The sequence below is a fragment of the Chloroflexota bacterium genome (genome assembly GCA_040902225.1).
Lineage (GTDB): Bacteria > Chloroflexota > Limnocylindria > QHBO01 > QHBO01 > CF-167.
In genome coordinates this window covers 353,353-378,161 of record JBBDXT010000004.1, presented here as the reverse complement: position 1 = coordinate 378,161, position 24,809 = coordinate 353,353, and the positions used below count along the sequence as shown (strand labels likewise).

Sequence of the window (24,809 nt, the reverse complement as noted above, 5' to 3'; positions counted from 1 at the left end):
TATCCAGATGTATTCGCCGATGGCTTCTCCATCTCAGCCAACCCGCTCGCTGTCACGCTAACCCTGACCCGATCCGAACCAACCGGGGAGCCCGGTGTGCATGAGGAACCAAGGTCAATCGTCGCTCGGGTGCGATTGAGCCCCGGCCTGGCCGCCGGGCTTGGCGCTGCGCTCTCGCAGGCGAGCACGGCGCGAGTGCAGAGCCCTGAGCAGGCTGAGACCACGAAGCACTAGACCACTCGGTCCGTGCTGGTATCCCGCCGCAGGGTCAGCCAGCGGCGGCAGCCGGCGACATGGAACCAGCGCTCGGTGGTGATCCCGTCGACGTTGTTCTGCATCCAGACCCAGTCGAGGTTGTGAGCGTCGGCGTCGATAATCGAGTCCGGAACGTGGGGCAGCTCGCCGCCGAAGCGGAACTCGCTGACCGGGCGTTCGCCGCAGGTGGGGCAGGTGATCCACAGCATCAGCGGGCCCTCATCAGCGCGTCCCCGCCGATCCCTGGTCGGCCATGGCGTGGTCTGCGGCGAATCGCGAGAGCCCGAACGCGGCGATCAGCTTCGGCGTGACGCCGGTGGCGATCAGCTCGGCCATTGCCTCGCCGCCGGCGGGGATCGCCTTGAAGCCCCACGTCCCCCAGCCGGTGGTGATGAGGAGGCCCTCCACACCGGTGAAGCCCATGATCGGCGAGTAATCCGGACTGATATCGCAGATGCCTGCCCACTGGCGCAGGATCCGAAGGTTCCGTAGGAACGGCAGCATGTGGATCATCCTGGTCGAGACGGTCTGCAGGAACTCGTAGGACGACTGCATCGAGTAGCTCGGCTGCGAGTCGAACTCGGCGCCCATCAGCATCTGGCCGCGCCCCGTCTGCGAGACGTAGCAGAGCAGCTCGGACGACGCGACGATCGGGCCAAAGCCCGGTGCATATGCATTCGTGACCAGCGCCTGCAGCGGATGGGTCCGGATCGGCAGCCGGAGATCGGCCATGGCGGCGACCGTCGTCACCCGCCCGCCGACCGCGCTGAGCACGACGCCGGCCGATATCGGTCCGGACGAGGTCTGGACGCCAACCACCCGCTCGCCGTCGCGCAGCAGCCCAACCACCGGTGTGTGCGGAACGACGTGGACGCCCTGCCGCATGGCACCCTGCGCATAGGCCCACACCACCCGGTCGTGCCGGGCCGTCGCGCCACCCGGGTGGTACGAGGCACCCAGCACCGGGTAGCGGCCGCCACCTGACAGGTCGAGCTGGGGGCAGAGCTCCAGCGCCTCCTCGGGAGTGATCATCACCGTCTCGGCGCCGCAGGCCTGGTTCATCAGCGCACGGGCGCGCTCGGCGCGCATTCCTGACTCGGTGTGCGCCAGCCAGAGCAGGCCCTTGGTCGAGTGCACGATCGAGCAGCCGGTCTCGCCCTCCAGGGCCCGATACAGGTCGAGGCTGCGCTGGTAGAACCGCACCGATTCAGGGATCCCGTAGTTGGCCCGGATGATGGTGGTGTTGCGCCCGGTGTTGCCCGAGCCGATGTAGTTGGCCTCGAGCACGGCGACATTCGTGATCCCATGTTTGGTCGCGAGATTCCAGGCCGTCGCCAGCCCATGTCCTCCGGCGCCGATGATGACGACGTCGTACGACTTCTTTGGCTCGTGCCAGGTCAGGTCGAGCAGGGTCTCGACGAACTCGTTCACTTACACTCGCTCCTCGAGCTCGTGCGCGTAGGCCGCCGCACAGAGCAGGAGCGCCCGATCCTCGGCCAGCCACAGCTTGGCGGGCACACCCGCCACCAGCCCCTGGGCCAGAGCCGGCCGCGCGGTGGGCAGCGGCCAATCCACGTGCGGGAGTACGGCGTGCGTCACCTCGTCGGGGGTCAGCCACCAACCGACGAAGCCGGTTTCGTCCACGATCAGGTGCTCCCCGACGACCTGGACACTCGCCGCTCCGATGACCAGGAGGTCGTCGGGGGCGAGGCGCAGCATCGGGTGGTGATCGGGCAAGGTCAGGTCGTCGAGGACCTCGGCCGCGGCCACCACGCGGAGCGCCGAGAGAGGCTCAGGCGCGCGCACGGAGACCCTCTGGATCGTAGAAAGGAGGTTCGGCGACCGTGGCGGTGCGGCCGTCGATCTCGACCTGCTCCGGGAACGGCGAGCGTTTCAGCCAGCCGAGCATCACCGCGTGGCCGAGGGTCGGTGAGGTGAAGCTGGAGGTGACGTGGCCGAGGACCCCGCCCTTCGACGATATCGGGCTCCCTTCTGTTGGCGCAACGCCGGCCATCGTCAGGCCGACCAGCCGCCGCCGGTCCGGGAGGGTGGCCGTGCGAGCCAATGCCTGGCGGCCGATGAAGTCGGTCTTCTCCATGTTCACGGCCCAGTCCATGCCAAGTCGCCGCGGGGTCGTGTCGAGCTCGGTGTCCATGCCGATGATCACGTGCCCCTTCTCCAGCCGCAGCGCGAAGAGGGCCTGCAGGCCGTGGGGCCGGATCCCGAGGTCGGCGCCCTCGGCCAGCAGGGTCCGCCACAGCTCGGCCGATCGGTCGACCGGGTGGTGGAGCTCGAACGAGGCCTCGCCCGTGAACGAGAGGCGCATGACATGGACCGGCATGCCGGTCAGCTCGGTATGCACGTGCTGCAGGAAGCGCGGCGGGTCGGCCAGTCCCAGGCGGGCGAGGAGCTCGGCCGCGCCTGGGCCGGTGACGTTGATCGCCGCCAGCGACATGGTGCGATCGAGGAGCAGGACGTTGAGGCCCCACGTCTCCAGCCAGTCGCGCATCCACATCTCGGCGTTGCCCGCGCCGCCGGTGGTGAAGGTCAGGACGAAGCGGTCTTCGGCTTCGCGGCAGATCATCCCGTCGTCGATGACATGGCCGCGCTCGTTGAGGAGCAGCGCGTAGCGGGAACGGCCTACCCGAATGGTCGACACATCGGTGGGGTAGAGGCGCTGCAGGAACTCGACCGCATCGGCCCCTGCCACGACGAACTTGCCGAGCGTGCTGACGTCGCCCAGCGAGACTGCCTCGCGCACGGCCCGGTACTCGGCCAGGTGGTCGCCGTAGTTCCAGGGCCGCCACCAGCCGCCGAAACGGTCCATCTGCGCGCCCAGGGCGAGGTGCTCGGCGTGGAGCGGCGTGCGTCGGAAGGCGTCGAGGTAGAGGTCGGCGCCGGCCTCGCCCAGCGTGATCTGGCGCGAGGCGGGTCTTGCGGTGAACGGTTGGGGCGCCTCGCCGGTGCGGGCCGCGATCCAGGCTCGGACGTGGGGCAGGCATGCGCTCCCCTGGCAGGTGCCGGTGCCGGCCAGGCTGGCCCGCTTCACCAGCTCCAGCTCGTTGAAGCCACGCGCCCAGACGCCCTCGAGGTCGTCGACGCCGATCCCGACGCAGGGGCACACGATCCCCTCGGTCGGCGCCGGTGGCAGCGGGAATGCCTCGGCGGCCGATCCGACCACGGTCACCGGCAGGTCGTCGGCCATCCGCGACAGGACGTCGCGCGGAGAGCGACCCAGGTTCAGGATCACCGTGTCGCATCGCGTCGTCTGCTCCGCACCGTCCTCGCGGGTGACGACCGCTGAGACCCGCCCCTCGCCCTCGAATCGCACCAGCTCCCCGCTGAGTGGCGTGCAGGGGACCTCCTCCGGCGCCGGACCGATGGCCACCGCCATCCCCAGGTCCACTCCCGCCGCGTGGAGCATCTGGGCAGCTCGCGCGGTTACCAGGCCGGCGAGGCCGCTACCCGGGCAGACCGGCTGGATCTCGGCGGCCCCGGTTGCGACCACCACGTCAGTGGCACGAATGTGGAGCATGCCCTCAGGCGTGCGCGCGATCAGGGTCGGCCCGGCATAGACCCCCACGACCTCGGTGCCCTGCGACTCATCCAGCAGGGTGACCTGTCGACCCGCGCGCTTTGCCTCGGCGGCCGCGGCGGTGCCACTCCTGCCGGCACCGATGACCACGAGGTCAGCCTCCTCCCGCCGCACCTCGATCTCCGGGGGGTTCGGGGTTGGGTCGTACCAGGCGGGTGCTCCATCGGCCGGGTGGCGGCGGACGTCGAGCTCGGGAGCGGCTGGGGTCTGGCAGGTGCGCACGTATGCGATCCCGTCGACCTCGGCGACGCAGTTGCCGCAATCCCCGGCGAGGCACAGCGTGCCGCCTACCCGCGGATGCTCGCCCGCGCGCACGATGGCGACCGCCACGCTGTCGCCGGGCTCGTACGGCAGACGCCCGCCGTCGAGCAGGAACCTGGCCGCTTCGGCGCTCACGGCGTGAGGCTAACCGGTTCGGAAGCAGCCGCGCGGGCGACAGCGCGGGGTTACCAACTCTGTTGGTACATCGACGCTCGAGAGCGGCAGATGAGTCGGCTCGTGCAATCTCTCACCAATCCGGCTGGTATCCCGTCGTGTGACGACACCACAGCGGTCTGATTCCTAGCGAAATGCACGGTTGTACCAGTGTCATTGGTAGGAGCCAGCGGTCCGGCCGCTCAGACGCCCCATCGGTAGAATGGCCGCCCATGCCCCCGACCGACGAGATCCTTGTCCATGCCCGCGGGCTGACGAAGCGGTTCGACGCCTTCACCGCGGTCAACGCCATCGACTTCGACGTGCGCACCGCCGAGGCGTTCGGTTTCCTGGGCCCGAACGGGGCGGGCAAGACCAGCACCATGCGCATGATCGCCTGCTCCTCGCCGGTGACCGAGGGGGAGCTGACGGTCATCGGCATGGACCCGCGCACGCAGGCTGCGCAGATCAAGGCGCGCCTTGGGGTCGTCCCCCAGGCCGACAACCTCGACGCGGAGCTGAGCGTCGAGGAGAACCTGCTGATGTACGCGCGCTACTTCGACATCCCGATGTCGGTGGCGCGCCCGCGGGCGGCCGAGCTGCTCGAGTTCATGCAGCTCAGCGAGCGGGCGAGCGACCAGGTGGAGCCGCTCTCCGGTGGGATGAAGCGGCGGCTGACCATCGCGCGGGCGCTCATCAACGACCCGGAGCTGATCATCCTCGACGAGCCGACGACGGGCCTCGATCCGCAGGCGCGCCACCTCCTCTGGGAACGGCTCTACCGGCTCAAGCAGCGTGGCGCCACGCTGGTCATCACCACGCACTACATGGATGAGGCCGAGCAGCTGTGCGACCGCCTGGTGGTGATGGACAAGGCCGCCATCGTGGCCGCCGGGACCCCGAGAGAGCTGATCGAGAAGTACGCGACCAGGGAGGTGCTCGAGCTGCGCGTCCCCGACGCAGCCCGCGGCAGCCTCGACGGCCGCCTTGACGGGCTGGCGGAACGGGTCGAGGAGCTGCCCGATCGGTTCCTCCTCTACGCCGACGACGGCGAGAAGGCGCTGGAGGGCGTCCACGGCCGTGACATCACGATCGACTCGGCGCTCGTCCGACGCGCCACCCTCGAGGACGTCTTCCTGCGGCTCACCGGCCGCTCACTGGTGGAGTGATGGCGGTCATCGCCGGCAGCCGGCCCGGCCCACCGCCACTGACCGGCGCCTTGGAAGGAGCGCTGGCGGGCGCCGCGCGCGTGGTGCAGCGCAACCTGCTGGTCTATCGGCGCACGTGGCGCGGCAGCCTCTTCGGCTCGTTCCTCACCCCGCTGCTGTACCTGACCGCCATGGGGATCGGCCTCAGCCAGCTGATGGCGAGTGGGGGGACGACGGCGCTGGGTGGCGTCGAGTACCTCGACTTCCTGGGCCCCGGCATCCTGGCCAGCAGCTGCATGCAGACCGCCAGCTTCGAATCGACCTTCCCGATCATGGGCAAGATCGCCTGGCGCCGGAACTACGAGGCGATCCTGGCGACGCCGATCGAAGTGCATCACCTGCTCATCGGCGAGTTGAGCTGGATCGGCTTCCGGCTGACGACCATGGCGACCGCCTTCATGATCGTGCTCACCCTGTTCGGGATCCCGCGCAGCCCGCTCGCACTGCTCGCCATCCCCGCGGCGGTGCTCACCGGGGTCGCGTTCGCGGCGCCGATCATGGGCTTCGCCGCCACGCGCCACAACGACGCGGGCTTCGCGCCGCTCTTCCGGTTCATCATCAACCCGCTCTTCCTGTTCAGCGGCACCTTCTTCCCGGTCTCCCAGCTGCCCGATGCGGTGGAGTGGGTCGCCGCCGCCACGCCGCTCTACCACGGCGTCGTGCTGGTGCGGGGCGCCGTCCTCGACAACATGCCGTCGACCTGGCCGCTCCACCTCGCGTACCTGGTCGTTTTCACCGCCATCACCGGGTACATCGCCTACCGCCTGCTGCGCCGGAGGCTGGTGAAATGACCGCCATCGCGCGACCCGCTCCGGCACCGGCGCCCACCTCCGGCCTGGTCGCCTCGCTACTCCGTTCGCGACGCCTGGTGCAGCGCAACCTGCTCGTCTACAAGCGCGGCTGGATGGTGATCTTCAGCGGGTTCTTCGAGCCGCTCTTCTACCTGCTCGGGATCGGCTACGGCCTGGGCACGCTGGTCGGGGACGTGCCGCTGGCGGACGGGCGCAGCATCTCGTACGCGGCGTTCGTGGCTCCGGCGCTGCTCGCCACGGCGAGCATGAACGGCGCGATCGCCGAGTCGATCTTCAACGTCTTCTTCAAGCTCAACTTCAGCAGGACCTACGACGCCATCCTGGCCACGCCGCTGGGGATCCGCGAGATCGCGGTGGGCGAGATGCTCTGGTCGCTCTTCCGCGGGACGCTGTACGTGGTTGCGTTCGTGCTGGTCATGATCGGGATGGGGCTGGTGATCTCGCCGCTGCTCTTCCTGGTGATCCCGGCCTCGATCCTCATCGGCGCCTCCTTCAGCGCGGCCTGCCTGGCAGCCTCCGCGTACCTGCGCACGGTGCAGGACTTCGACCTGCCGATGGGCCTGGTGATCATGCCGATGTTCCTGTTCAGCGGGACGTTCTTCCCGATCAGCGTCTATCCGGAGCCGATCCAGCTCGCCATGGAACTGACCCCGCTCTTCCACGCGGTGGAGCTGCTGCGCGGCCTGGCCACCGGAGCGCTCGGCTGGCACCAGCTGTGGGACCTGGCCTACCTGGTGGCGTTCGGGTCGATCGCGATGTGGATCGCGCTCAACCGCCTGGAGCAGCGGCTGATCAAGTAGGTCCTGACGGCATTGACCTCTTCGTACCACCCCTGCCCCAACGCGCCCGGAGTAAGGTGAACGCCATGACGTCAGCCAGCGAAGCCCCTCAGCCGATCCGCCTCATCCTGGAGGACGTGGACCTCACCGGTTGGGTCCACACCCAGGGACAGCGGATGACGGACATCCTGCAGGCCGGGGAGCCCTTCTCGTTCCTTCCAGCAGGCGGCGATCCGAGCCAATGGCAAGAGATCTTTCCCGATGATGTCGTGCTTGCCGTGCCCCCGCCGCACGTCAGCGAGCCGGCCCTTCGCGTGCATGGGAACCAGACTGCGGTCCTGATCCGTGCCGGCTCCTTCCACATCGCCGGCACCGCCCACATGCGCCCCGGCGAGCAGGACGATCCGATCATGCGAGCCACGCGACGGTTCATGCCGCTCACCACGGCGACGTTCGGTCGCGATGGCGAGCCAGACGAGCAGGCGGAGGTCGTGATCGTGAACATGCGCCGGACCAGCGAGTTCAACGTCGCCTAGGACCGCAACCGGCGCTCACTCGCTAGCCCTCGACCGTGACCGCCTCAGCCCTCCCGGCCGAGCAGCATGGGGAGCGCGCCGCGCAGGTACGCGACCCCTGAGATGACCGCCAACGCGGTTGCCAGCAACGCCAGCCAGAAACCGATGGCGTGGATTACCCCGGCTTCAAGCACCTCTCCAACCGGCCCGCCAGTCTGCGCATCGAAGGCCAGCAGCAGCGCCCCGATCGCCACGTTCGTCGCGAACGCCTTCCATTTGCCGAGCCGGCGCGCGGCGATCACGACACTGGCCGACGCCGCCACCTGGCGCACCCCCTGCACCACGAGCTCCCGGATGAGCAGGGTCGCCACGATCCAGGTCGGCAGGAGATCGACCTCGACCATCGCCACCAGCACACCGGCGACGAGCACCTTGTCTGCGGTGAGGTCCAGGAAGACGCCCAGCGCCGACACCTCGTCCCGCGCGCGGGCGATCCGGCCATCCAGGTAATCGGTGGTTGCCGCCGCGGTATAGACCGCGAAGCCGAGCAGACCAGCCCCCGGAAATGGCAGGAGGAGCAGCAGGACCACGATCGGGGTGGCGGCGATGCGCGCCAGCCCGAGCATGTTCGGCAGCGTGGTGAGGCGCGACGGCGAGCGTGGGCCGGTCATTGGCCGAGCCTGCGTTCAGTTCCCGCCCGCAGCCGGGCGATGTTGTCCCCGTGCGCGGCGGTCACCAACATTGCTCCGCTGACGGCCAGCGCGACCGCCGCCCAGGTGGCCTGGCCCAGCAGCACGAGCCCGGTCGTGACGACCGGCGCCAGCACGGTCCCCGTCAGCGAGCCAAGCGAGACCAATCGCGACCGCCAGACGATCAGGGCCCCGAGCGGCAGGACGATCGCAACCGCCCACGGAGCCGTCACCAGCATGGTGCCGATAAAGGTCGCGACTCCGCGCCCGCCCCGGAAGCCGATGAAGACCGAACGGATGTGACCCGCCACCGCCGCGATCCCAACCGCGGCAGCGACCCAGGGCGGCGAGCCCGGTGGGCCGGCGAGGTACATCCAGCCCACCAGCAGGACGGCCACAGCTCCCTTGGCCAGGTCGAGCAGGAAGGTGAGCGCTGCCCCGGCCAGGCCGACCGTGCGCAGCGCATTGGTCGCGCCGATGCGGCCCGAACCATGCTCGCGCAGGTCGACACCCCCCGCCATGCGGCCGATCACCAACCCGAACGGCAGCGCGCCGATGAGATAGCCGAGCACGACCAGGACCGCCGCGCCGAGGATGCCCGTCATCATCGATCCCCCGGTCGTGCCGTCGGCTAGGGCCGGGCGGGGTTGCGGCCGACGAGCGCACGCACCCCGAAAGCGGCCACCACCCACGCGATGGCAACGCCGGCTCCGACGTAGGCGGCGAACGGCATCCCGCTCGGCCAGGCCAGCGAGAAGGCCACGAGGCCGATCGCCGCGGCGCCGCCCAGCGCCCAGGCAAGGAAGCGTCGCGAGATGGCGCCCGGCGGCGCGCTCGAAGCAGTGGCACGCCGCGCCTTGCGGCGCTCGAGCTGTTGCTGACGCGCCCGCGCGGCGCCCGTCGCCGGGAGGGCGTACGGGTCCTGCTTCTTCGTCATGCGCTGATAGGCGCGCCGCTCTTCGCGAGACATCGGGCTGAGTCTAGTCGGTCATCCGTCTGTACCATAAGCGCCCGATGCACGAGATCTTCGACCAGTTCAAGGCGCAGCTGCCCGACATCGACCCTGCCGAGACGCAGGAGTGGCTCGACTCGCTGGACGGGGTCGTCGCGCAGGCCGGTCCCGAACGCGCTCGCTTCATCATCTACAAGCTGCTGAAGCGCGCCCGCCAGCTCCAGGTCGGGCTGCCGCCGCTGGTCCAGACCCGGTACGTCAACACCATCTCGACAGAGCAGGAGCCGGACTTCCCTGGCGACGAGAAGATCGAGCATCGGATACGCCAGATGATCCGCTGGAACGCGCTGGCCATGGTGCTGCGCGCCAACTCGAGCTTCGAGGGGATCGGCGGCCACCTGTCGACCTACGCCAGCGCAGCCAGCTTGTATGAGGTGGGCTTCAACCACTTCTTCCGCGGCCGCGACGATGGCGGCGCCGGCGACCAGATCTTCTACCAGGGACATGCCGCGCCGGGGATCTATGCCCGAGCCTTCCTGGAAGGGCGGCTCAGCGAGGAGCAGCTCGACCACTTCCGTCGCGAAACGGGCGGTCCGGGGACCGGTCTGGCCTCGTATCCCCATCCGCGCACCATGCCCGACTTCTGGCAGTTCCCGACCGTCAGCATGGGCCTGGGGCCGCTGTCCGCCGTCTACCAGGCCCGATTCAACCGCTATCTGTCGGCACGCGGCATCGCCGATACCAGCGCCAGCCGGGTCTGGGCATTCGTCGGCGACGGCGAGATGGACGAGCCGGAGTCGCTCGGAGCGCTGGGCCTCGCCGCGCGCGAGGGCCTCGACAACCTGATCTTCGTCGTCAACTGCAACCTGCAGCGGCTCGATGGGCCGGTCCGCGGTAACGGCAAGATCATCCAGGAGCTGGAGGCGACCTTCCGCGGCGCCGGCTGGCACGTGATCAAGGTCATCTGGGCACGCGAGTGGGACGACCTGCTGGCGCGCGACCGTGACGGCGTCCTGCTGACCAAGATGAACGAGACGCTCGACGGCGACTATCAGAAGCTCTCCGTCGCCGATGGCGCCTACATCCGCGAGCACTTCTTCGGCCCCGATCCACGCCTCCGGGCGCTGGTCGAGCACCTCCCGGACGATGCCCTCGCCAAGCTGCGTCGCGGTGGCCACGACTACCGCAAGGTCTACGCCGCCTACTCGGCGGCGGTGGAGCACACCGGCGCCCCGGTGGTGATCCTGGCCAAGACGGTCAAGGGCTGGGCGCTGGGCCCGGGGATCGAGGGGCGCAATGTGACCCACCAGGCCAAGAAGCTGACCCAGGACGAGCTCAAGGTCTTCCGCGACCGCCTGGAGCTTCCGATCCCCGACGAGCAGCTCGCCAAGGCCCCCTACTACCATCCTGGGCCGGAGTCGCCGGAGATCGCCTATATCCTCGAGCGGCGCCGTCAGCTGGGCGGCCTGGTGCCGCGCCGGGTGGTGCAGGCCAAGCCTCTGCCGCCCGCGGCGGATGCGGTCTACGACGAGCTGTTCGCCGGCGCCGATCGTCCGGCCAGCACGACCATGGCCTTCAGCCGCCTGCTGCGCAACCTCATGCGAGATCCGCAGATCGGCAAGCGGATCGTGCCGATCATCCCGGACGAGGCCCGCACCTTCGGCATGGATCCCCTCTTCAAGGAGGTGGGCATCTACAACCCGCTGGGGCAGCGCTACACGCCCGTCGACAAGGAGCTCCTGCTCTCGTATCGGGAGGCCACCGACGGGCAGATCCTGGAGGAGGGCATCACCGAGGCCGGCGCAATGGCCGACTTCACGGCCGCGGCGACCAGCTATGCCACCCATGGCGAGCCGATGATCCCGTTCTACACCTTCTACTCGATGTTCGGCTTCCAGCGCACCGGCGACCAGATCTGGGCGCTCGGCGACGCGCGCGGCCGCGGCTTCATGATGGGCGCCACCGCCGGTCGCACGACTCTCACCGGGGAGGGGCTCCAGCACGACGACGGGCACAGCCACATCCTGGCCAGCACCGTCCCCAACGTGCTCGCCTACGACCCCGCCTTCGCCTATGAGCTGGCGATCATCGTGCGCGAGGGGATCCGGCGCATGTACGGCGAGCCGGGCGAGGACGTCTTCTACTACCTGACCCTGTACAACGAGAACTGGGCGATGCCGCCCAAGCCCGATCGCGTCGAGGAGGGGGTGCTGCGCGGCCTGTATCTCTTCCGGGCGGCGGAGCGCGGCACACGGCATGTGCAGCTGCTGGGATCGGGCTCGATCCTGCACCAGGCGCTCCGCGCCCAGGAGCTGCTCGCCGAGCGGTACGACGTCGCGGCCGACGTGTGGAGCGTCCCGTCCTTCCAGCAGCTGCGCAACGACGCGCTCTCCGCCGAGCGCTGGAATCGGCTGCACCCCGAGGCGGAGGCGCGCATCCCGTACGTGGTGCAGCTGCTCGACCAGACGACCGGACCGATCATCGCCGCCACCGACTACCTCAAGGCACTCCCCGACATGGTGGCGCGCTGGATCGACCGACCATTCACCGTCCTGGGCACCGACGGCTTCGGCCGCAGCGACACCCGCGAGGCGTTGCGCATGCACTTCGAGGTGAGCCCGGAGCAGATCGCCTACGCCGCGCTCCACGGCCTGTGCCTCACCGGCACGGCAGACCGCAAGGAGCTGGTCCGTGCGATCAGTGAGCTGGGGATCGACCCGGACCGAACCGACCCGCGCGAGGCGTAGGCGCCGTCAGCTGGCGTCGCACCTTGCGGGTCGCGTCATGCCCGATTGTGCTGCACAGCCTCTGTGCTGCACGGCTGCACAAGCGGCCTCGACGGCAGCCTGTCTATCCCGGACCCGCGGATATCAGCGGCGTGGCTCCCCGCAGGCGTGCACCGCAGGCGGGGCAGTAGCGGTAGTCAGGCTGGACCCAGGCGTTGCAGTCGTCACACCGGGCCCGCGGGAGCGCCCGCATGGCGACCACCAGTGCCGACATCGCCGCGCGGGCCGTTCGCCCCAGGCCGACAGCGCCCGCCGGGAGAATTGCCGGCCGCCACCGACGTTGCGGAGTCGACGGGACCGCGTCAGCCGCGGCGGTCTGCTGCAGGAACCTGAGCCGCGCGTGGTCGTATTCGGCCCGTGAGCGCGAGTCGCTGAGGAGCGATCGCACCGCATTCACGACCTGCATCTCCTCCGTGGCGCGATCGGAGGCGTTGCGGTCGGGGTGGAAGGCTCGAGCCAACCGGCGGCAGGCGGCCACGATTTCCGCGCGGCCGGCGCTCGGAAGGACTCCCAGCAGCCGGTAGACGTCGCGATCCGGTTGGTACGGCAGGAGGCGCAGGTCCATCGGGGCTGGGGGCGATGGTAATCCACTGGCATCGGTGCTGGTCGGATGGTCCTGCACGTTGGATTTCGTGGTCCGAACGACTATTTTGGAAAGGACATATCACTAAATGCGAGAAGTGGGTTGACAAGTAGAACGCAAGCGGCTAATCTCCGCTCAGCGACTAAGAAAACCAGCAACCGGCATACCAAAACTCAAGGAGCGCAGCAACAATGTACAACCAGTTCCAGTTGGCGATCGTGAACACCGAGAACGAAATCCGGGGAATCCGGTCTCGCAAGACCGTCCGTTCCCACGCAACCACAAGCGACACCGGCATCAAGCGCGTCTTCCGCCTGGGTGGGGACCGCCAGGTCGGGCGCCGATAGATGGCACGCGACGTCATCTCCACCTGTCCCGTCTGCGAGGGCGAGCTGGCGATCACCCGTCTGCACTGCCGCACCTGCGGTACCGCGCTGGAGGGAGAGTTCGGAGTCGGGCGCTTCGGTCGCCTCTCACGTGAGCAGCTCACACTGCTCGAGTCCTTCCTCCGCTCCCGCGGCAACCTGAAGGACCTCGAGCGCGAGCTCGGCATCTCCTACCCCACCGTGCGCGGCCGGATCGAGGCCCTCCTGCGAGCCCTTGGCCTGGCCGATGGCGACGAGGCTGCCCCCGAGGAGCCGCTCGAGGCAGACGCGCCGAATCCATCCAGCGACGACGAAGCCAACGAGCGCCGCGCCATCCTGGACCGCCTCGCCCGCCGCGAGATCTCGGCCGAGGATGCCGCCGAAGCGCTCCGCGCCCTGGCGGGTGCGTAAGCCATGGGCACCTACGTTCGCACCCAGTCCATCGATCACAACGTGGGGGACCGCAGCAGGGTCTCGCTGGCGGTCACCTCGGGTGACGTCCAGGTCCGGGGCATCCCCGGCGGCGAGGCTCACATTCGAGCCACCTTCAAGATCTCTGCCTCATCCGACGCCGATGCGGATCGCATCTTCGAAGCTGTGCAGCTGCGCGTGCATCGCGCCAGCGGGGAGCTGAGCGTCGAGGAGCACGAAGGCAACCATTCCGTCGGCTCCGTGATCAGCCGTCTCTTCGGGGCTGACGGGCACTACGAGCTCACGGTCGAGGCCGAGGTGCCGGTCGCCGCCGAGCTCCAGCTGACGGCGGTCTCCTCCGACGTGGACGTAACCGACCTCCGCGGCGAGCAGCGCTATCGGACCGTTTCGGGCGATCTGAGCGTGACCAACGCCGGAGGCTCCGTTCGCCTCGAGAGCGTGTCGGGCGACGCCACCATTCGCGGGGACGAGCCCCTCTCCGTTCAATCGCAGGGCGTCTCGGGTGACCTGCATGTCACGGCATCCACGCTGCGATCGCTGCACGCCAACACCGTGTCCGGGGATGTCGAGCTCGAGACGCAGCTCGCCGAAGGTGGCGACTTCAGTGTCGAGACGGTGAGCGGCGACCTGGAGGTGGGGCTGGTGGGCGATGCCACCTTCGAGATCCGCGGCCTCTCCACCGACGTCAGCAGCGAGCTCGACCATCGGCTCGAGGGACAGGTGGATCGCCGGCGCCTGGTCATCGGCAGCGGGAGCCCGCGGCTGAGCTTCAGCTCGATGTCGGGCGACGTTCGTGTGCGCCGGCCGCGACGCCTCAGCACGCAGCCGATGGCGACTGAGCCGATGAGCGAACCGACGGCGGCGGAGAAGCAGTCCGAGCTCGACGTGCTGCGCGCTCTGGAGCGGGGTGAGATCGACGTGGACGAGGCGACCCGTCGCCTCGCCAGCGGGCGCTGAGATGGGCGATGAGCTGACGACCGTGCTGCGCCTGGTGGCCGAGGGGAAGCTGAGCGCCGAGGAAGCGGCTCCGATCATCGAGGCACTCGGACGCCACCGCGCTCCGGGACCGCCCGAGCCTCCAGCGCAGGGATTTCCGTTCAGCGGAGCACTCCCAGGCAAAGGATCGGGCCGCGGCCGGCGCGTCCGGATCCAGGTCACCGAGCGTGGTCGGCGCGTGGTCGATGTGCGCGTTCCGCTGGCTTTTGCCGCGATGGCAGCGCGCATGGTGCCCGGCATCCCGGACAGCTACGCGGCGCTCATCGAGCGCGCGGTCGAGGACGACATGGTCGGCCCGATCGTCGACCTTGCCGAGGACGAGGACGGCGACGGCGTCCTGATCACCGTCGAATGACCGTGCGCGGAACGCCCGGCGAGGGCTGAGCGGGTCTCTACAATCGGGATCCGTGACCCCGCCCACCGACGACCCAGCCGTTCCGTGGTGGACGGGCGGGGTGATCTACCAGGTCTACCCTCGCAGCTTCGCGGACGCGAACGGCGACGGGATCGGTGACCTCGCCGGGCTGATGGCGCACCTCGATCATCTGGCCGGCACCAACCGCTCGCTCGGCGTCGACGCGGTCTGGCTCTCGCCGATCTATCCCTCGCCACTGGCCGATTTCGGCTACGACATCTCCGACTTCACCGATGTCGCGCCCGAATACGGAACGCTGGCCGATGTCGACCGACTGGTCGAGGCCTGCCACGCACGCGGGCTGAAGCTGCTGCTCGACCTGGTTCCGTGCCACACCTCGATCGAGCACCCGTGGTTCGTCGACAGCCGATCGTCTCGCGCCAGCGCTCGTCGCGATTGGTACACGTGGGCTGATCCCGGACCGGACGGCGGGCCGCCGAGCAACTGGATCTCGTCGTTTGGAGGCTCCGCCTGGCAGCTCGACCCGGCCAGCGGCCAGTACTACCTCCACACCTTCTACCCCGAGCAGCCGGACCTGAACTGGCGGAACCCCGACGTGGCCGATGCGATCGCAAGCGTGCTCCGCTTCTGGTTCGATCGCGGCGTGGACGGCTTCCGGGTCGACGCCATCATCCACGCCATCAAGGACACCCAGCTGCGCGACAATCCTCCAGCCGGCCCGCCGATCCCCCCGTTCCCACCCGATCCATCCGGACACGACCCGGTCTGGACCGTGGATCGCCCCGAGGCGCCAGAGGTGGTCCGCCTGCTGCGCAGCGTCGCTGACGAGTACCCCGGTCGGCTGCTGCTGGGCGAGGCATACCTGCCCGTCGAGCGGCTGGCGAGGTATCTCGGCGATGGCGCCGGCGACGGGTTCCAGCGGGGCTTCGACTTCGAGCTGTCGCGGATCCCATGGGGTGCCGAGCCGTTGCGGACCACGATCGAGCGGGCGGAGCGCTTCACGCCGGCCGATGCCGAGCCGACCTGGGCGTTCTCCAACCACGACCTGTCGCGTCACGCCACCCGCTTCGGGGAGGAGCGGTCCCGGCTGGCCGCACTGCTCCTCCTCTCCATGCGCGGCACCATCTGCCTGTACGCCGGCGAGGAGATCGGGATGGTGGACGGCCCCGAATTGGCGGCGCCGCTTCACGACAGGTTCGGCCGGGACCGCCAGCGCACCCCGATGCAATGGGACCCGTCCCCCACCCGCGGCTTCAGCGACGGCCAGCCATGGCTGCCGCTTGTCGACCCGGCGGAGCGGAACGTCGCCGACCAGGCGCGCGATCCCTCCTCGCTCCTCACCTTTTACCGCCATCTGCTGGCGCTGCGGCGAGGCTCGCCGGCCCTGCACCGTGGCACGCTGCGCCTGGTGGCCGACCTGCCGCCTGACCTCGTGGCGTGGACCCGAACCGGCGATGACGAGGGAGTGCTGGTCCTCGCCAACATGGGTGACGCACCGGCGACCGTGGATCTGTCGGGGATCGGCGCCACTGGCGAGGTGATCGCCGCCACCGGCTCGCGCCAGGGCCGGCTATCACTGGGCAACCTCGGGATGGGTCCCCTCGAAGGGCTGCTGCTGCGCCTGTGAGAGGCGGCGCGTCCACGATCGGTGCTGTAATACCCGGCGCATGAGTTCCAACCGCCCGCCGGATCGCGGCAACGACCCGGCTAAGCCGCGCGTCGATCCCCTGCTCGAGGTCCGTGAGAAACGACGCGGGCAGCGCCTGGGTGACTCGTACGTTCGCATCGTGCGGCCGTTCGAGGACGAGTTCGAGCGCGAGGAGGGTCGCCTGGTGGCGACCGAGCGGACCGTGCTGGAACGGAGCGGCTGGACACGGACGTTGCGGGGCATCCGGACCCTGCTGATCGGCCGGCCGATCTCATCGGAGCACGAGCAGCACGAGCGCCTGACCAAGGTCAAGGCGCTGGCCATCTTCAGCAGCGACAACATCAGCTCATCGGCCTATGGACCCGAGGAGATCCTGCGGGTGCTGGCCTTCGCCGGTGCCGGCGCGCTGACCCTGACGCTGCCCATCGCGGGACTGATCATCGCGATGCTGGCGATCGTGACGATGTCGTATCGGCAGACGATCAAGGCCTACCCGCTGGGCGCCAGCAGCTACATCGTCGCCAGCGACAACCTGGGCGATCGGGCAGGCGTCCTGGCCGCCTCGGCGCTCCTCATCGGCTACGTGGTGACGGTGGCCGTCTCGGTCTCTGCCGGCATCGCGGCACTGACCTCGATCGTGCCCGACATCTATCCCTACCGGGTCTACATCTCGGTTGCGATGGTCGTCCTGCTGACGCTGGGCAACCTGCGCGGCATCCGCGAATCCGGGTCGATCTTCATGGCGCCCACCTACCTCTACATCGTCACCATGCTCGCCATCATCGGCTTCGCCCTGGTCCGCAACGCAATGGGCGACCTGCCGCAGTACGTTCCCCCGCCGGACTGGGCGCTGAACGAGGGGACCCAGGCGCTGGGCCTCTTCCTTCTGCTGCGAGCGTTCTCGCAGGGAGCGGTGGCGCTGACCGGGGTCGAGGCGATCTCCGACGGGGTGCCCGCCTTCAAGGCACCGGAGTGGCGGAATGCACGGACGACGCTGACGTGGGCCACGGCCATATTTGGCGTGCTGTTCCTGGGGATCGCCTACCTGATCACGACCCTCGGCTTCGTTCCGGACCCGACTGAACAGCAGACCGTCCTCAGCCTGCTGGTGCGCCACGTTGTGGGAAGCGGTCCGATCCTGATCCTCGCCCAGGTGGCGACGGCGCTGCTGCTGGTCCTGGCCGCCAACACCAGCTTCGCGGACTTCCCACGCCTCTCGTCGTTCCTGGCGCGCGATGGCTTCATGCCGCGCCAGTTCGCCTTCCGCGGCGAGCGGCTGGCCTTCACCACCGGCATCGTGGCGCTGGCCGGCCTGGCGATCGTGCTGCTCGTCTCGTTCGAGGCGAGCGTCACGGGGCTGATCCCGCTCTACACCCTGGGCGTCTTCATTGCCTTCACGCTCTCGCAGGCCGGGATGCTGCTGCGCTGGTGGCAACGCCGCGAAGCGGGCTGGCGGCAGGGAATGGTCATCAACGGGCTGGGTGCGGCCACGACCGCGGCGGTGGCGCTGGTGGTCGGCACCAGCAACTTCTTCCAGGGGGCGTGGATGGTGATGGTGCTCGTGCCCGCGCTGATGGCACTCCTGGTGGGGATCCGCTCCCACTACCGCAACATGGAGCACCAGCTGGACGCGGTTCCCGAAACCGATGACGACGTCGAGCCCGACCCGATCGTGATCGTGCCGCTGGCGCGCCTCGACCGACCCGCGCGCCGCGCGCTGGCCTTCGCCCGCACCATCTCGCCGCACGCCACGGCAGTGCACATCACCAACGACCCGCATACCGCCGACCAGCTGCGCGAGGACTGGGGGAAGCTGGGCGGACGGATGGAGCTGGTGGTGGTTGAGTCCCCCTACCGCGCGCTGGTCGGGCCGTTGCTGCGCTACATGGACGCGCTCCAGTCGCTCCATCCGACCCGCCCGATCGTGGTGGTGCTGGCCGAGGTGGTGCCGCGCCATTGGTGGGAGAACCTGCTCCACAACCAGACCAGCCTGCGGCTGAAGCTGCGGCTCTTCGGACGCAAGAACACGATCGTGGCCGACGTGCCGTTCCACCTCGACGAGTGAGCTTTGATCAGACCGGCTTGATATCCCGATGTGATTGATTACCGGGGGGTCATACCAATAACGCGGTGGCGCCTCAGACTCATCGTTTCTATGCCTGCCCCGTCATAAACTGACGAGAGACTGCCGGCAACCTGTCAGTCCTATTACCCGGTGGTCATACGACGCTAGGCGCGTCAGGCGGCGAACCGGTACAGGTTCATCACCAGGATCCCCCAGGTGTGCACCAGCACGCCCACGGCGACCGCGGCGGCAAGACTCCACGACGCGCGCTCTCGGTAGGCCCAGCCGAGCAGCAGGAGCAGCAGCGGAACGGCATCCAGGATGAACCGATAGCCGAGCTGCGCGAAGCCCCATGACCCGTGCATCACGTCCGGCAGCAGCACGAGGCCAACCGACAGCCAGGTGACCGCAACCATCGGCCCGCGGGCCTTGACCGCCCAGAACAGGAACGGCGCCGATAGGGTCAGCGACAGTCCGGTCGAGTAGGGCTTGAGGTACGGGAAGTCGCCGACGACGGCCGGCCCCTGGATGAAGATGGCGTACAGGTGGCGCGGGATGTAGAGCGGTGAGACGAGGCCGTGCCTGAACCACGGCTCATCGGTCACCAGCAGGCCGGCGTCGCCCGACGGGATATGGACGTAGCCCGAGTCGAACGGAGATCCGAAGCGCGCGACGTTGTACGCGGCGAACAGCACCGCGGGCACGGCCAGTCCGAGCAGCAGCTCCGCGTGCGCCCCGGACGGGCGCCATCGGTCGGCGAAGAAGGCGAGCAGCAGGGGCAGCGCCAGCCCGGTCGGCAGACGGCTTGCGGCCGCCAGGCCCAGGGTCAGCCCGACCAGCGCCGGCAGACGGCGGCGCACCCCGAGATTGAGCGCCAGCAGCAGGAAGCAGGCGGCCACCACCGCGGCGTAGTGATGGGTGCCGCCCATGCCGGCGACCCACCAGTGGGTGGTGAAGGCAAAGCCGATGGCGATCACCAGGCGTGGTCCGAGCATCACCCCGATCGCCGCCAGCAGGTACCACGCCAGCGCGACATTGACCGCACCGACCAGCGTGGACATTACGTTGCCGGAGAGCTCCCCCACTCCCGGGAAGAGGCCGAGCGCCGCGATGACCGGCATCAGGGTCAGGGCGGGCACTGGCGGGAAAGGCGAGTACTGCGCGCCGCTGCCGTCGGGGACCGGCACCAGCTCCATCCAGGGCCGATCGACCGGGATCGACAGCCGACCGTGGAGGAATGCGTCAGCCAGCGGCACGAACTGGTCCCCGCCTGCTCCTGGCGGCCCGGTGAACCAGTAGACGGCGAAGGCGAGCAGCGCCAGACCGATGCCGGCCGGGTGCTCCGGCTCCGCCTCGGTGGCGCGTTGGGCGGTCACTTCGCGGAGTCTAGGGCGCCAACGCACGATACGGCTGATAGAGGGTTGGCGCGCCCGGCAGGAATCGAACCCGCGACCTGATGGTCCGAAGCCACCCGCTCTGTCCGCTGAGCTACGGGCGCACATTTCACGCTCAAACAGAGCGGAAAAGTGGAAATAGCCTTGACCACAGCGCTCGGAGAGCGTGTTTGGCGCCGATCTTCGGAATCCCGCCAGCGGAGCTAAGCCACGCAGGCGGCCACTCCCACCGCTCCTATCCTAACCCGCGGCGACCTGGCCGCCAAACCTCATGGGCCGTGGCCGAGCTGGGTCCAAGCCCGTTTCGGTCGACTGTGGGCAGCGGTACCATCGGTCGCATGCCAGCCAAGTCGCCTCACCAGCGCCGGAAGCCACGACCGCCCGAGGCGCCGACAGGAACGGTCGCGTTCCTGTTCACCGACATCGAGGGCTCGACGCGCCTCGCCGGCAGCCTGCCCGATGCCTACGAGGCGCTTCTCGAGCGCCATCGGTCGATCCTGCGCGAGGCGTTTGCCCGCCACGCTGGATTCGAGGTTGGCACCGAGGGCGACTCGTTCTTCGTGGCGTTCGGCAGCCCGCTCCACGCGTTGCGCGCCGCCGCGGAGGGCCAGCGCGCGCTGACCGGCGCGGAATGGCCGCCCGGCGCCGATCTCCGCGTGCGGATGGGTCTCCACGTGGGCGAAGCCACGCGCCGAGACGGCGGTTACGTTGGGCTCGAGGTCCACCGCGCCGCCCGCATCGCGGCAGCCGGCCATGGCGGCCAGGTGCTGGTCTCGCAGGCGATGGCTGCGGTCCTGGGGGATCGGCTGCCCGAGGAGCTGGCGCTCCGTGAGCTCGGAGAGTTTCGCCTGAAAGACTTCGATGCGCCGGCACAACTGCATCAGCTCATCGGCCCCGGCCTGCGAGCCGAGTTTCCGGGGCTTCGGTCCGTCGGGGTGGAGCTGACCAATATCCCCGCGCAGCTGACCTCCTTCGTCGGCCGCGAACGGGAGCTCGCGGATCTTGCCGCCCTGGCGGAGGCGCATCGCCTGGTGACCCTGATCGGAACCGGCGGCACGGGCAAAACGAGACTCATGCTCCAGCTTGCGGCTGAGCTCCTGGGGCGCCGGGCGGACGGCGTCTGGCTGGTCGAGCTGGCCCCGGTCCCCAGCCCCGATCTCATCGTCAGCGAGGTCGCCCGGGCGCTCGGAGTGCCTGGCGAGCCCGGACGGGCGGTCCTCGACACGCTGGTTGATTTTCTCCGCTCGAAGTCCCTCGTGCTGCTCCTCGACAACTGCGAGCATGTCATCGGCGCGGCCGCGGATCTGGTCGATCGCCTGCTCGCCAGCTGTCCATCGTTGGCCGTGCTTGCGTCGAGCCGTGAGGCGCTCGGAGTGTCCGGGGAGACGGTCTTCCAGGTCCCGTCGCTGGTCGTACCTGGCGCCATCGGCGAGGGCGAGGATCATGACGAGCCGGCGGCGGGCTGGTTCGAGGAGACGGCCGCAGCTGACGCGGTCCGCCTGTTCGTCGATCGAGCGAGCGCGGTGCTCTCGTCCTTTTTGCTGACGCCTGCCAACGCGCCCGCAGTGGTCGAGATCTGCCGTCGCCTTGACGGCATCCCGCTCGCGATCGAGCTCGCCGCAGCGCGGGTCACTCATCTTTCGGCGCAGGAGATCGCGCGGGGGCTCGGCGACCGGTTCCGGCTCCTGACCGGCGGCCGCCGCAGCGCCGTACCCCGCCAGCAGACGCTGCAGGCGCTCGTCGACTGGAGCTGGGACCTGCTGACCGAGACGGACCGCCAGTTCCTGCGGCGCCTCTCAGTCTTCGCGGGGGGGTGCACGTTGGAGGCGGCGGCGGCCGTGGCGGGGCTGCACGAAGACGATGGCGGCGCGCGTCACGACGAGGCGAACACGCTGCTCGAGACGCTCGACGGCCTCGGCCGCCTGGTCGACCGCTCGCTGGTTGTCGCCGACCAGGGTGGACCCACGCGCTATCGGCTCCTCGAGACGATTCGGCAGTACGCCGGCGACCGGCTCGCAAGCGCTGGCGAGGTGTTGGCGATCCGCGGCCGTCACCTTGCGTTCTACCTGGACCTCGCACGCGAGGCCGGGCCTGCACTCCGGGGCCCGGACATGGTGGCATGGCTGAGCCGCCTGGACTCCGAGGCGGAGAACCTGCGCACCGCGCTGGAGTGGTCATTCGAGGCGGACCCAGAAGCGGCGCTGCGCCTGTCGGTGGCGCTGGCCGCCTACTGGAGATCCCGATCGATTGGCTCCGAGGCCATCGAGTGGATGGCCAAGGCGGCCGAGCTCGCATTGAGGCTGCCGCCTGCTGCGCCATCCGCCGCTCGCGAGCGAACGATCCTAGTCGCGAGGGTGTTCGCCTCCGCCGCGAATGCATCGTCGTGGGGTGCGGAGTACGCCGCAGGCGGGCGATGGGCCGAGGAAGCCGTGGCGCTGGCTCGCCGAGCCGAAGACGACGAGGCGCTGTCAGAGGCGCTCGCTGCGCTGGCGACGACGAGGTCCTTCTCAGGGCGGTTGAGCGAGGCGCGCGAGTTGGAAGAGGAGATGGTCCGGCTGGCCGAGTCGAGGCACGACTGGTTAGCGCTTGCCACGATCGAGGCAAGCCTCGCCTATTCTCAGATGACAGACGATGGTGACATGGCGGGCGCCGAAGCCCGGCTACTCAGGGCGTCCGAGGCGGCCGATCGCTCCCGGAATCCGCGTGCGATCGCCTTCATCGCATGGAGTCGCGGCGATCAGAGCGGTTTCACCGGTCGGTTGGCCGAGGCACGAGAGTGGCTGGGCAGGGCGATCGCGGGTTACGAGGAGATGGGCGACCGCAGGTCCGTTCTCAGGACGCGCAGCGAACTCGCTCACACGCTGCGCCGTGGCGGGGAGATCGACGAGGCCGAGGAGCTGTACCGGGAAACGCTGCGCGGCTGGCAGCACGCGGGCAACCGCGGCGCGATCGCCCACCAGCTGGAGTGCTTCGGGTTCCTCGCGACAGCAAAGCACGACTTCGTACGTGCGGCCCGCCTGTTGGGTGCGGCGGAGGCGATCCGCGAGGTCGCGGAAATAGTGATGCTCTCGGACGAACGGGCCGAATACGACGCCGCGATTGGCCAGCTCCGCAACGCGCTCGATGCGACCGCTCTCGACTCGGCGTGGGCCGAGGGCCGCCGCATGACGACTGACGAGGCGGTTGCCCTGGCCCTCTTGGCCTCAGTGCCAGGCTCCACCTCGTGGATTCCCACCTGAGCCGCTACGCCAAGCTGCGCAATCCGTCTGTCACGGCGGCAGTCCTGACGAAGCGAGAGGGCTTCTCGACAGCGGATAACTAGGGCACATTTGGTACGGGTTCCACGCTCGTGCCACAGCGCATCGGGGTAGCTGGTCCGAAGCCACCCGCTCTGTCCGCTGAGCTACGGGCGCGCGTTTCACGCTCAAACAGAGCGGAAAAGTGGAACGTGCCTTGACCACAGCGGTTGGAAAACGTAAACCTGGCGCTGATTTTCGGAAACCCACCAGCGGAGCTCCAAGCCATGCGGCCGGCTAATCCCACCGCCACTATCCTAACCCGCGGCGACCTGGCCGCCAACGTTGTTAGTTTCGCCCGTCACATCGTGCGGCCAACCTGTCCCCCGCCACCTCGGTCTTCCAGTATCGGACGCCCTCTTGTCAAGTTCGTCCCAGCGCTCGTCAGGGCCCGATCACTGGCTTGGATCGTGGACGCGAAGCAGCATCGACGGCGATTCTGAGGGTGCCGTCGGGTCCTCGCCGCTGGACAACAAGGTACTGCCGGCGACGGCCGACAATCCGCGAACGCTAAGCGAGCCCGAAGACGCGAATCGGCGTGGCGAGTTACGAGTACAGACCCGGGCAAGGCGCATGCGGCTGTATCAGGTTCGGCGTCTCTCTAGTTCGTCGCGGCCTCAATCAAACTCAGCGCCTGCATCGCCGGCCTGCTCCCGCAATCGCACGAGAGCATCGTCGGTGGTAGCTGACTCGCGGACCAAGGCCATCACCCGGCTGACACCCGCCTCGCGATATCCTCTCAGTAGCTCGACCGGGTCCTGATTCACCAGCGTTTCCCACCAGATATGGACCGAGACCGGGAGGGTCGCAGCATCGCGGCCGACTTCCGCGCAGCGCTCGGCCACGACCGCCAGGGCATCCTCGATTTCGTGGACGGGAACGTTATCAAGATTGAGTTCATCGGCGTGGCGCGCTGCCAACCGCCACGTCACGTTCCGGCCATTGCCCCCCACGACGATGGGGATTCGGGGCCTTTGCTGCGGCTTCGGAACATTGATCGCGCCGTTGACTGATGCGGTGCTGCCCCTGTAGACGGCCTCCTCGTCGTGAAACATCCGGTTGGCAATGATCAGAGCATCTTCCAGCCGGGCATGGCGCTCAGCCAGCGAAGGGAAGCCGTACCCATACGCCCGAAACTCGTCCTCTTTCCAGCCCGCGCCCAGGCCGAGTTCCATACGACCGCCTGACATTGTGTCCAACGTCGAAATCATCTTCGCCACTAGCGCTGGATTGCGGTAGGTCGCGCAATTGACCAGTTGGCCAAGCCGCGCGCGCTTTGTGGTGGTCGCCAGGCCGGCCAGCGTGGTGAACGACTCGAAGGTGATGTCCTGCCGGGGTTTTGGGACCGTGTGGAAATGGTCGAAAAGCCACAGCGACTCGAATCCGAGCGCTTCGGCCTGCCGGGCCACCGCCGTAGTCCGATCCCACGCGCGGCCGGCGTCCCAGCCGGTGTATTCGCCGGTCCAGCCCTGGGGAACGATGATTCCTACCTTCATATGACCCTCGCCTAGAACGCCTTGTCGCTGAGGCCGATGTTCGACTGAGAAGAGTGTTGCAGGTCACGCGAACCGGGCGCTCCCACGTTCGGGTGGATTCGTGGGCCTCCCAATTCCACCCAGCCGACCCCATGGCTGGGCGCTGCGATCAGC

Annotated in this window: 21 protein-coding genes and 1 tRNA gene; 11 read left to right on the top strand and 11 right to left on the bottom strand. The window is 68.8% G+C overall.

Features of this window, described 5'->3' with window-relative positions:
• Positions 1-230: 230 nt before the first annotated feature.
• From WEB29_04090 to WEB29_04075, 4 genes are read right to left on the bottom strand one after another with little or no spacing between them, the layout of a single operon-like run.
• Positions 231-464 carry a sarcosine oxidase subunit delta gene (locus tag WEB29_04090; GenBank protein MEX2136129.1) on the bottom strand — a complete coding sequence of 78 codons (234 nt, stop codon included), beginning with the start codon at positions 462-464 and terminating at the stop codon, positions 231-233.
• 13 nt (positions 465-477) lie between these two features.
• Complete coding sequence (locus WEB29_04085; GenBank protein ID MEX2136128.1) at positions 478-1,686, bottom strand: FAD-dependent oxidoreductase; 1,209 nt, start codon at positions 1,684-1,686, stop codon at positions 478-480.
• Complete coding sequence (locus tag WEB29_04080) at positions 1,687-2,061, bottom strand: hypothetical protein (GenBank protein MEX2136127.1); 375 nt, start codon at positions 2,059-2,061, stop codon at positions 1,687-1,689.
• Positions 2,048-4,246 carry a glycine cleavage T C-terminal barrel domain-containing protein gene (locus tag WEB29_04075; GenBank protein ID MEX2136126.1) on the bottom strand — a complete coding sequence of 733 codons (2,199 nt, stop codon included), beginning with the start codon at positions 4,244-4,246 and terminating at the stop codon, positions 2,048-2,050. The genes WEB29_04080 and WEB29_04075 overlap by 14 nt, the downstream gene beginning before the upstream one ends.
• 251 nt (positions 4,247-4,497) lie before the next feature.
• Here WEB29_04075 and WEB29_04070 point away from each other — a divergent pair, with 251 nt between their 5' ends.
• The 4 genes from WEB29_04070 (at position 4,498) to WEB29_04055 (ending at position 7,599) form a co-directional block, all read left to right on the top strand.
• Positions 4,498-5,433: an ABC transporter ATP-binding protein gene (locus WEB29_04070; protein MEX2136125.1), complete on the top strand. Its 936-nt coding sequence runs from the start codon at positions 4,498-4,500 to the stop codon at positions 5,431-5,433.
• Positions 5,433-6,263 (top strand): ABC transporter permease, encoded by an 831-nt coding sequence (locus WEB29_04065; GenBank protein MEX2136124.1) that lies wholly within the window; start codon positions 5,433-5,435, stop codon positions 6,261-6,263. Before WEB29_04070 ends, WEB29_04065 begins: the two co-directional genes overlap by 1 nt.
• Positions 6,260-7,084, top strand: coding sequence for an ABC transporter permease (locus WEB29_04060; protein MEX2136123.1), 825 nt, complete (start codon positions 6,260-6,262; stop codon positions 7,082-7,084). Before WEB29_04065 ends, WEB29_04060 begins: the two co-directional genes overlap by 4 nt.
• A gap of 65 nt (positions 7,085-7,149) precedes the next feature.
• Positions 7,150-7,599, top strand: a complete 450-nt coding sequence (locus WEB29_04055) for a hypothetical protein (protein MEX2136122.1) — start codon at positions 7,150-7,152, stop codon at positions 7,597-7,599.
• A gap of 44 nt (positions 7,600-7,643) precedes the next feature.
• On the opposite strand, the gene pgsA is transcribed toward WEB29_04055, so the two are convergent.
• Genes pgsA through WEB29_04040 form a run of 3 tightly spaced genes read right to left on the bottom strand, consistent with a single transcriptional unit; the run spans position 7,644 to position 9,237 of the window.
• Positions 7,644-8,249, bottom strand: coding sequence for a CDP-diacylglycerol--glycerol-3-phosphate 3-phosphatidyltransferase (gene pgsA, locus WEB29_04050; GenBank protein ID MEX2136121.1), 606 nt, complete (start codon positions 8,247-8,249; stop codon positions 7,644-7,646).
• Complete coding sequence (locus tag WEB29_04045; GenBank protein MEX2136120.1) at positions 8,246-8,872, bottom strand: glycerol-3-phosphate acyltransferase; 627 nt, start codon at positions 8,870-8,872, stop codon at positions 8,246-8,248. The genes pgsA and WEB29_04045 overlap by 4 nt, the downstream gene beginning before the upstream one ends.
• A 26-nt stretch (positions 8,873-8,898) precedes the next feature.
• Entirely contained in the window at positions 8,899-9,237 is a 339-nt protein-coding gene (locus WEB29_04040; protein ID MEX2136119.1) for a hypothetical protein, read from the bottom strand.
• 44 nt (positions 9,238-9,281) lie between these two features.
• Here WEB29_04040 and aceE point away from each other — a divergent pair, with 44 nt between their 5' ends.
• On the top strand, positions 9,282-11,966 hold the full coding sequence (aceE, locus tag WEB29_04035) for a pyruvate dehydrogenase (acetyl-transferring), homodimeric type (GenBank protein MEX2136118.1): 2,685 nt from the start codon (positions 9,282-9,284) through the stop codon (positions 11,964-11,966).
• Between the two features lie 103 nt (positions 11,967-12,069).
• Here the strand turns inward: aceE and WEB29_04030 are convergent, their stop codons facing one another.
• Positions 12,070-12,570 carry a DnaJ domain-containing protein gene (locus tag WEB29_04030; GenBank protein MEX2136117.1) on the bottom strand — a complete coding sequence of 167 codons (501 nt, stop codon included), beginning with the start codon at positions 12,568-12,570 and terminating at the stop codon, positions 12,070-12,072.
• Positions 12,571-12,935: 365 nt separating this feature from the next.
• Between WEB29_04030 and WEB29_04025 the strand changes: the two genes are divergently transcribed.
• Genes WEB29_04025 through WEB29_04005 form a run of 5 tightly spaced genes read left to right on the top strand, consistent with a single transcriptional unit; the run spans position 12,936 to position 18,470 of the window.
• On the top strand, positions 12,936-13,364 hold the full coding sequence (locus WEB29_04025; protein ID MEX2136116.1) for a DUF2089 domain-containing protein: 429 nt from the start codon (positions 12,936-12,938) through the stop codon (positions 13,362-13,364).
• A gap of 3 nt (positions 13,365-13,367) precedes the next feature.
• Positions 13,368-14,342: a DUF4097 family beta strand repeat-containing protein gene (locus WEB29_04020; GenBank protein ID MEX2136115.1), complete on the top strand. Its 975-nt coding sequence runs from the start codon at positions 13,368-13,370 to the stop codon at positions 14,340-14,342.
• Position 14,343: 1 nt separating this feature from the next.
• A complete protein-coding gene (locus WEB29_04015; protein ID MEX2136114.1) occupies positions 14,344-14,736 on the top strand; it encodes a hypothetical protein in 393 nt (130 codons plus the stop codon).
• 52 nt (positions 14,737-14,788) lie between these two features.
• The gene (locus WEB29_04010) at positions 14,789-16,384 is read left to right on the top strand and encodes an alpha-amylase family glycosyl hydrolase (GenBank protein ID MEX2136113.1); all 1,596 of its coding nucleotides are present in this window, start codon (positions 14,789-14,791) and stop codon (positions 16,382-16,384) included.
• Positions 16,385-16,424: 40 nt separating this feature from the next.
• A complete protein-coding gene (locus WEB29_04005) occupies positions 16,425-18,470 on the top strand; it encodes an APC family permease (protein MEX2136112.1) in 2,046 nt (681 codons plus the stop codon).
• A gap of 173 nt (positions 18,471-18,643) precedes the next feature.
• Here the strand turns inward: WEB29_04005 and WEB29_04000 are convergent, their stop codons facing one another.
• Together WEB29_04000 and WEB29_03995 are read right to left on the bottom strand one after the other, a co-directional pair.
• Positions 18,644-19,846, bottom strand: coding sequence for a hypothetical protein (locus WEB29_04000; protein MEX2136111.1), 1,203 nt, complete (start codon positions 19,844-19,846; stop codon positions 18,644-18,646).
• Between the two features lie 46 nt (positions 19,847-19,892).
• Positions 19,893-19,968: transfer RNA gene (locus WEB29_03995), tRNA-Arg, on the bottom strand.
• Between the two features lie 234 nt (positions 19,969-20,202).
• Here WEB29_03995 and WEB29_03990 point away from each other — a divergent pair.
• The gene (locus tag WEB29_03990; GenBank protein ID MEX2136110.1) at positions 20,203-23,103 is read left to right on the top strand and encodes an adenylate/guanylate cyclase domain-containing protein; all 2,901 of its coding nucleotides are present in this window, start codon (positions 20,203-20,205) and stop codon (positions 23,101-23,103) included.
• 674 nt (positions 23,104-23,777) lie between these two features.
• Here WEB29_03990 and WEB29_03985 read toward each other — a convergent pair.
• Entirely contained in the window at positions 23,778-24,656 is an 879-nt protein-coding gene (locus WEB29_03985; GenBank protein MEX2136109.1) for a TIGR03560 family F420-dependent LLM class oxidoreductase, read from the bottom strand.
• Positions 24,657-24,809: the final 153 nt, after the last annotated feature.

Excerpts from the sequence above, each read along its gene's own strand:
- WEB29_04025 (MEX2136116.1), top strand. The coding sequence starts at position 12,936 with ATGGCACGCGACGTCATCTCCACCTGTCCCGTCTGCGAGGGCGAGCTG.
- WEB29_04030 (MEX2136117.1), bottom strand. The coding sequence starts at position 12,570 with ATGGACCTGCGCCTCCTGCCGTACCAACCGGATCGCGACGTCTACCGG.
- WEB29_04055 (MEX2136122.1), top strand. The coding sequence starts at position 7,150 with ATGACGTCAGCCAGCGAAGCCCCTCAGCCGATCCGCCTCATCCTGGAG.
- WEB29_03990 (MEX2136110.1), top strand. The coding sequence starts at position 20,203 with ATGCCAGCCAAGTCGCCTCACCAGCGCCGGAAGCCACGACCGCCCGAG.
- WEB29_04020 (MEX2136115.1), top strand. The coding sequence starts at position 13,368 with ATGGGCACCTACGTTCGCACCCAGTCCATCGATCACAACGTGGGGGAC.
- aceE (MEX2136118.1), top strand. The coding sequence starts at position 9,282 with ATGCACGAGATCTTCGACCAGTTCAAGGCGCAGCTGCCCGACATCGAC.
- WEB29_04045 (MEX2136120.1), bottom strand. The coding sequence starts at position 8,872 with ATGACGGGCATCCTCGGCGCGGCGGTCCTGGTCGTGCTCGGCTATCTC.
- WEB29_04005 (MEX2136112.1), top strand. The coding sequence starts at position 16,425 with ATGAGTTCCAACCGCCCGCCGGATCGCGGCAACGACCCGGCTAAGCCG.
- WEB29_04090 (MEX2136129.1), bottom strand. The coding sequence starts at position 464 with ATGCTGTGGATCACCTGCCCCACCTGCGGCGAACGCCCGGTCAGCGAG.
- WEB29_04060 (MEX2136123.1), top strand. The coding sequence starts at position 6,260 with ATGACCGCCATCGCGCGACCCGCTCCGGCACCGGCGCCCACCTCCGGC.
- WEB29_04065 (MEX2136124.1), top strand. The coding sequence starts at position 5,433 with ATGGCGGTCATCGCCGGCAGCCGGCCCGGCCCACCGCCACTGACCGGC.
- WEB29_04070 (MEX2136125.1), top strand. The coding sequence starts at position 4,498 with ATGCCCCCGACCGACGAGATCCTTGTCCATGCCCGCGGGCTGACGAAG.
- pgsA (MEX2136121.1), bottom strand. The coding sequence starts at position 8,249 with ATGACCGGCCCACGCTCGCCGTCGCGCCTCACCACGCTGCCGAACATG.
- WEB29_03985 (MEX2136109.1), bottom strand. The coding sequence starts at position 24,656 with ATGAAGGTAGGAATCATCGTTCCCCAGGGCTGGACCGGCGAATACACC.
- WEB29_04040 (MEX2136119.1), bottom strand. The coding sequence starts at position 9,237 with ATGTCTCGCGAAGAGCGGCGCGCCTATCAGCGCATGACGAAGAAGCAG.
- WEB29_04015 (MEX2136114.1), top strand. The coding sequence starts at position 14,344 with ATGGGCGATGAGCTGACGACCGTGCTGCGCCTGGTGGCCGAGGGGAAG.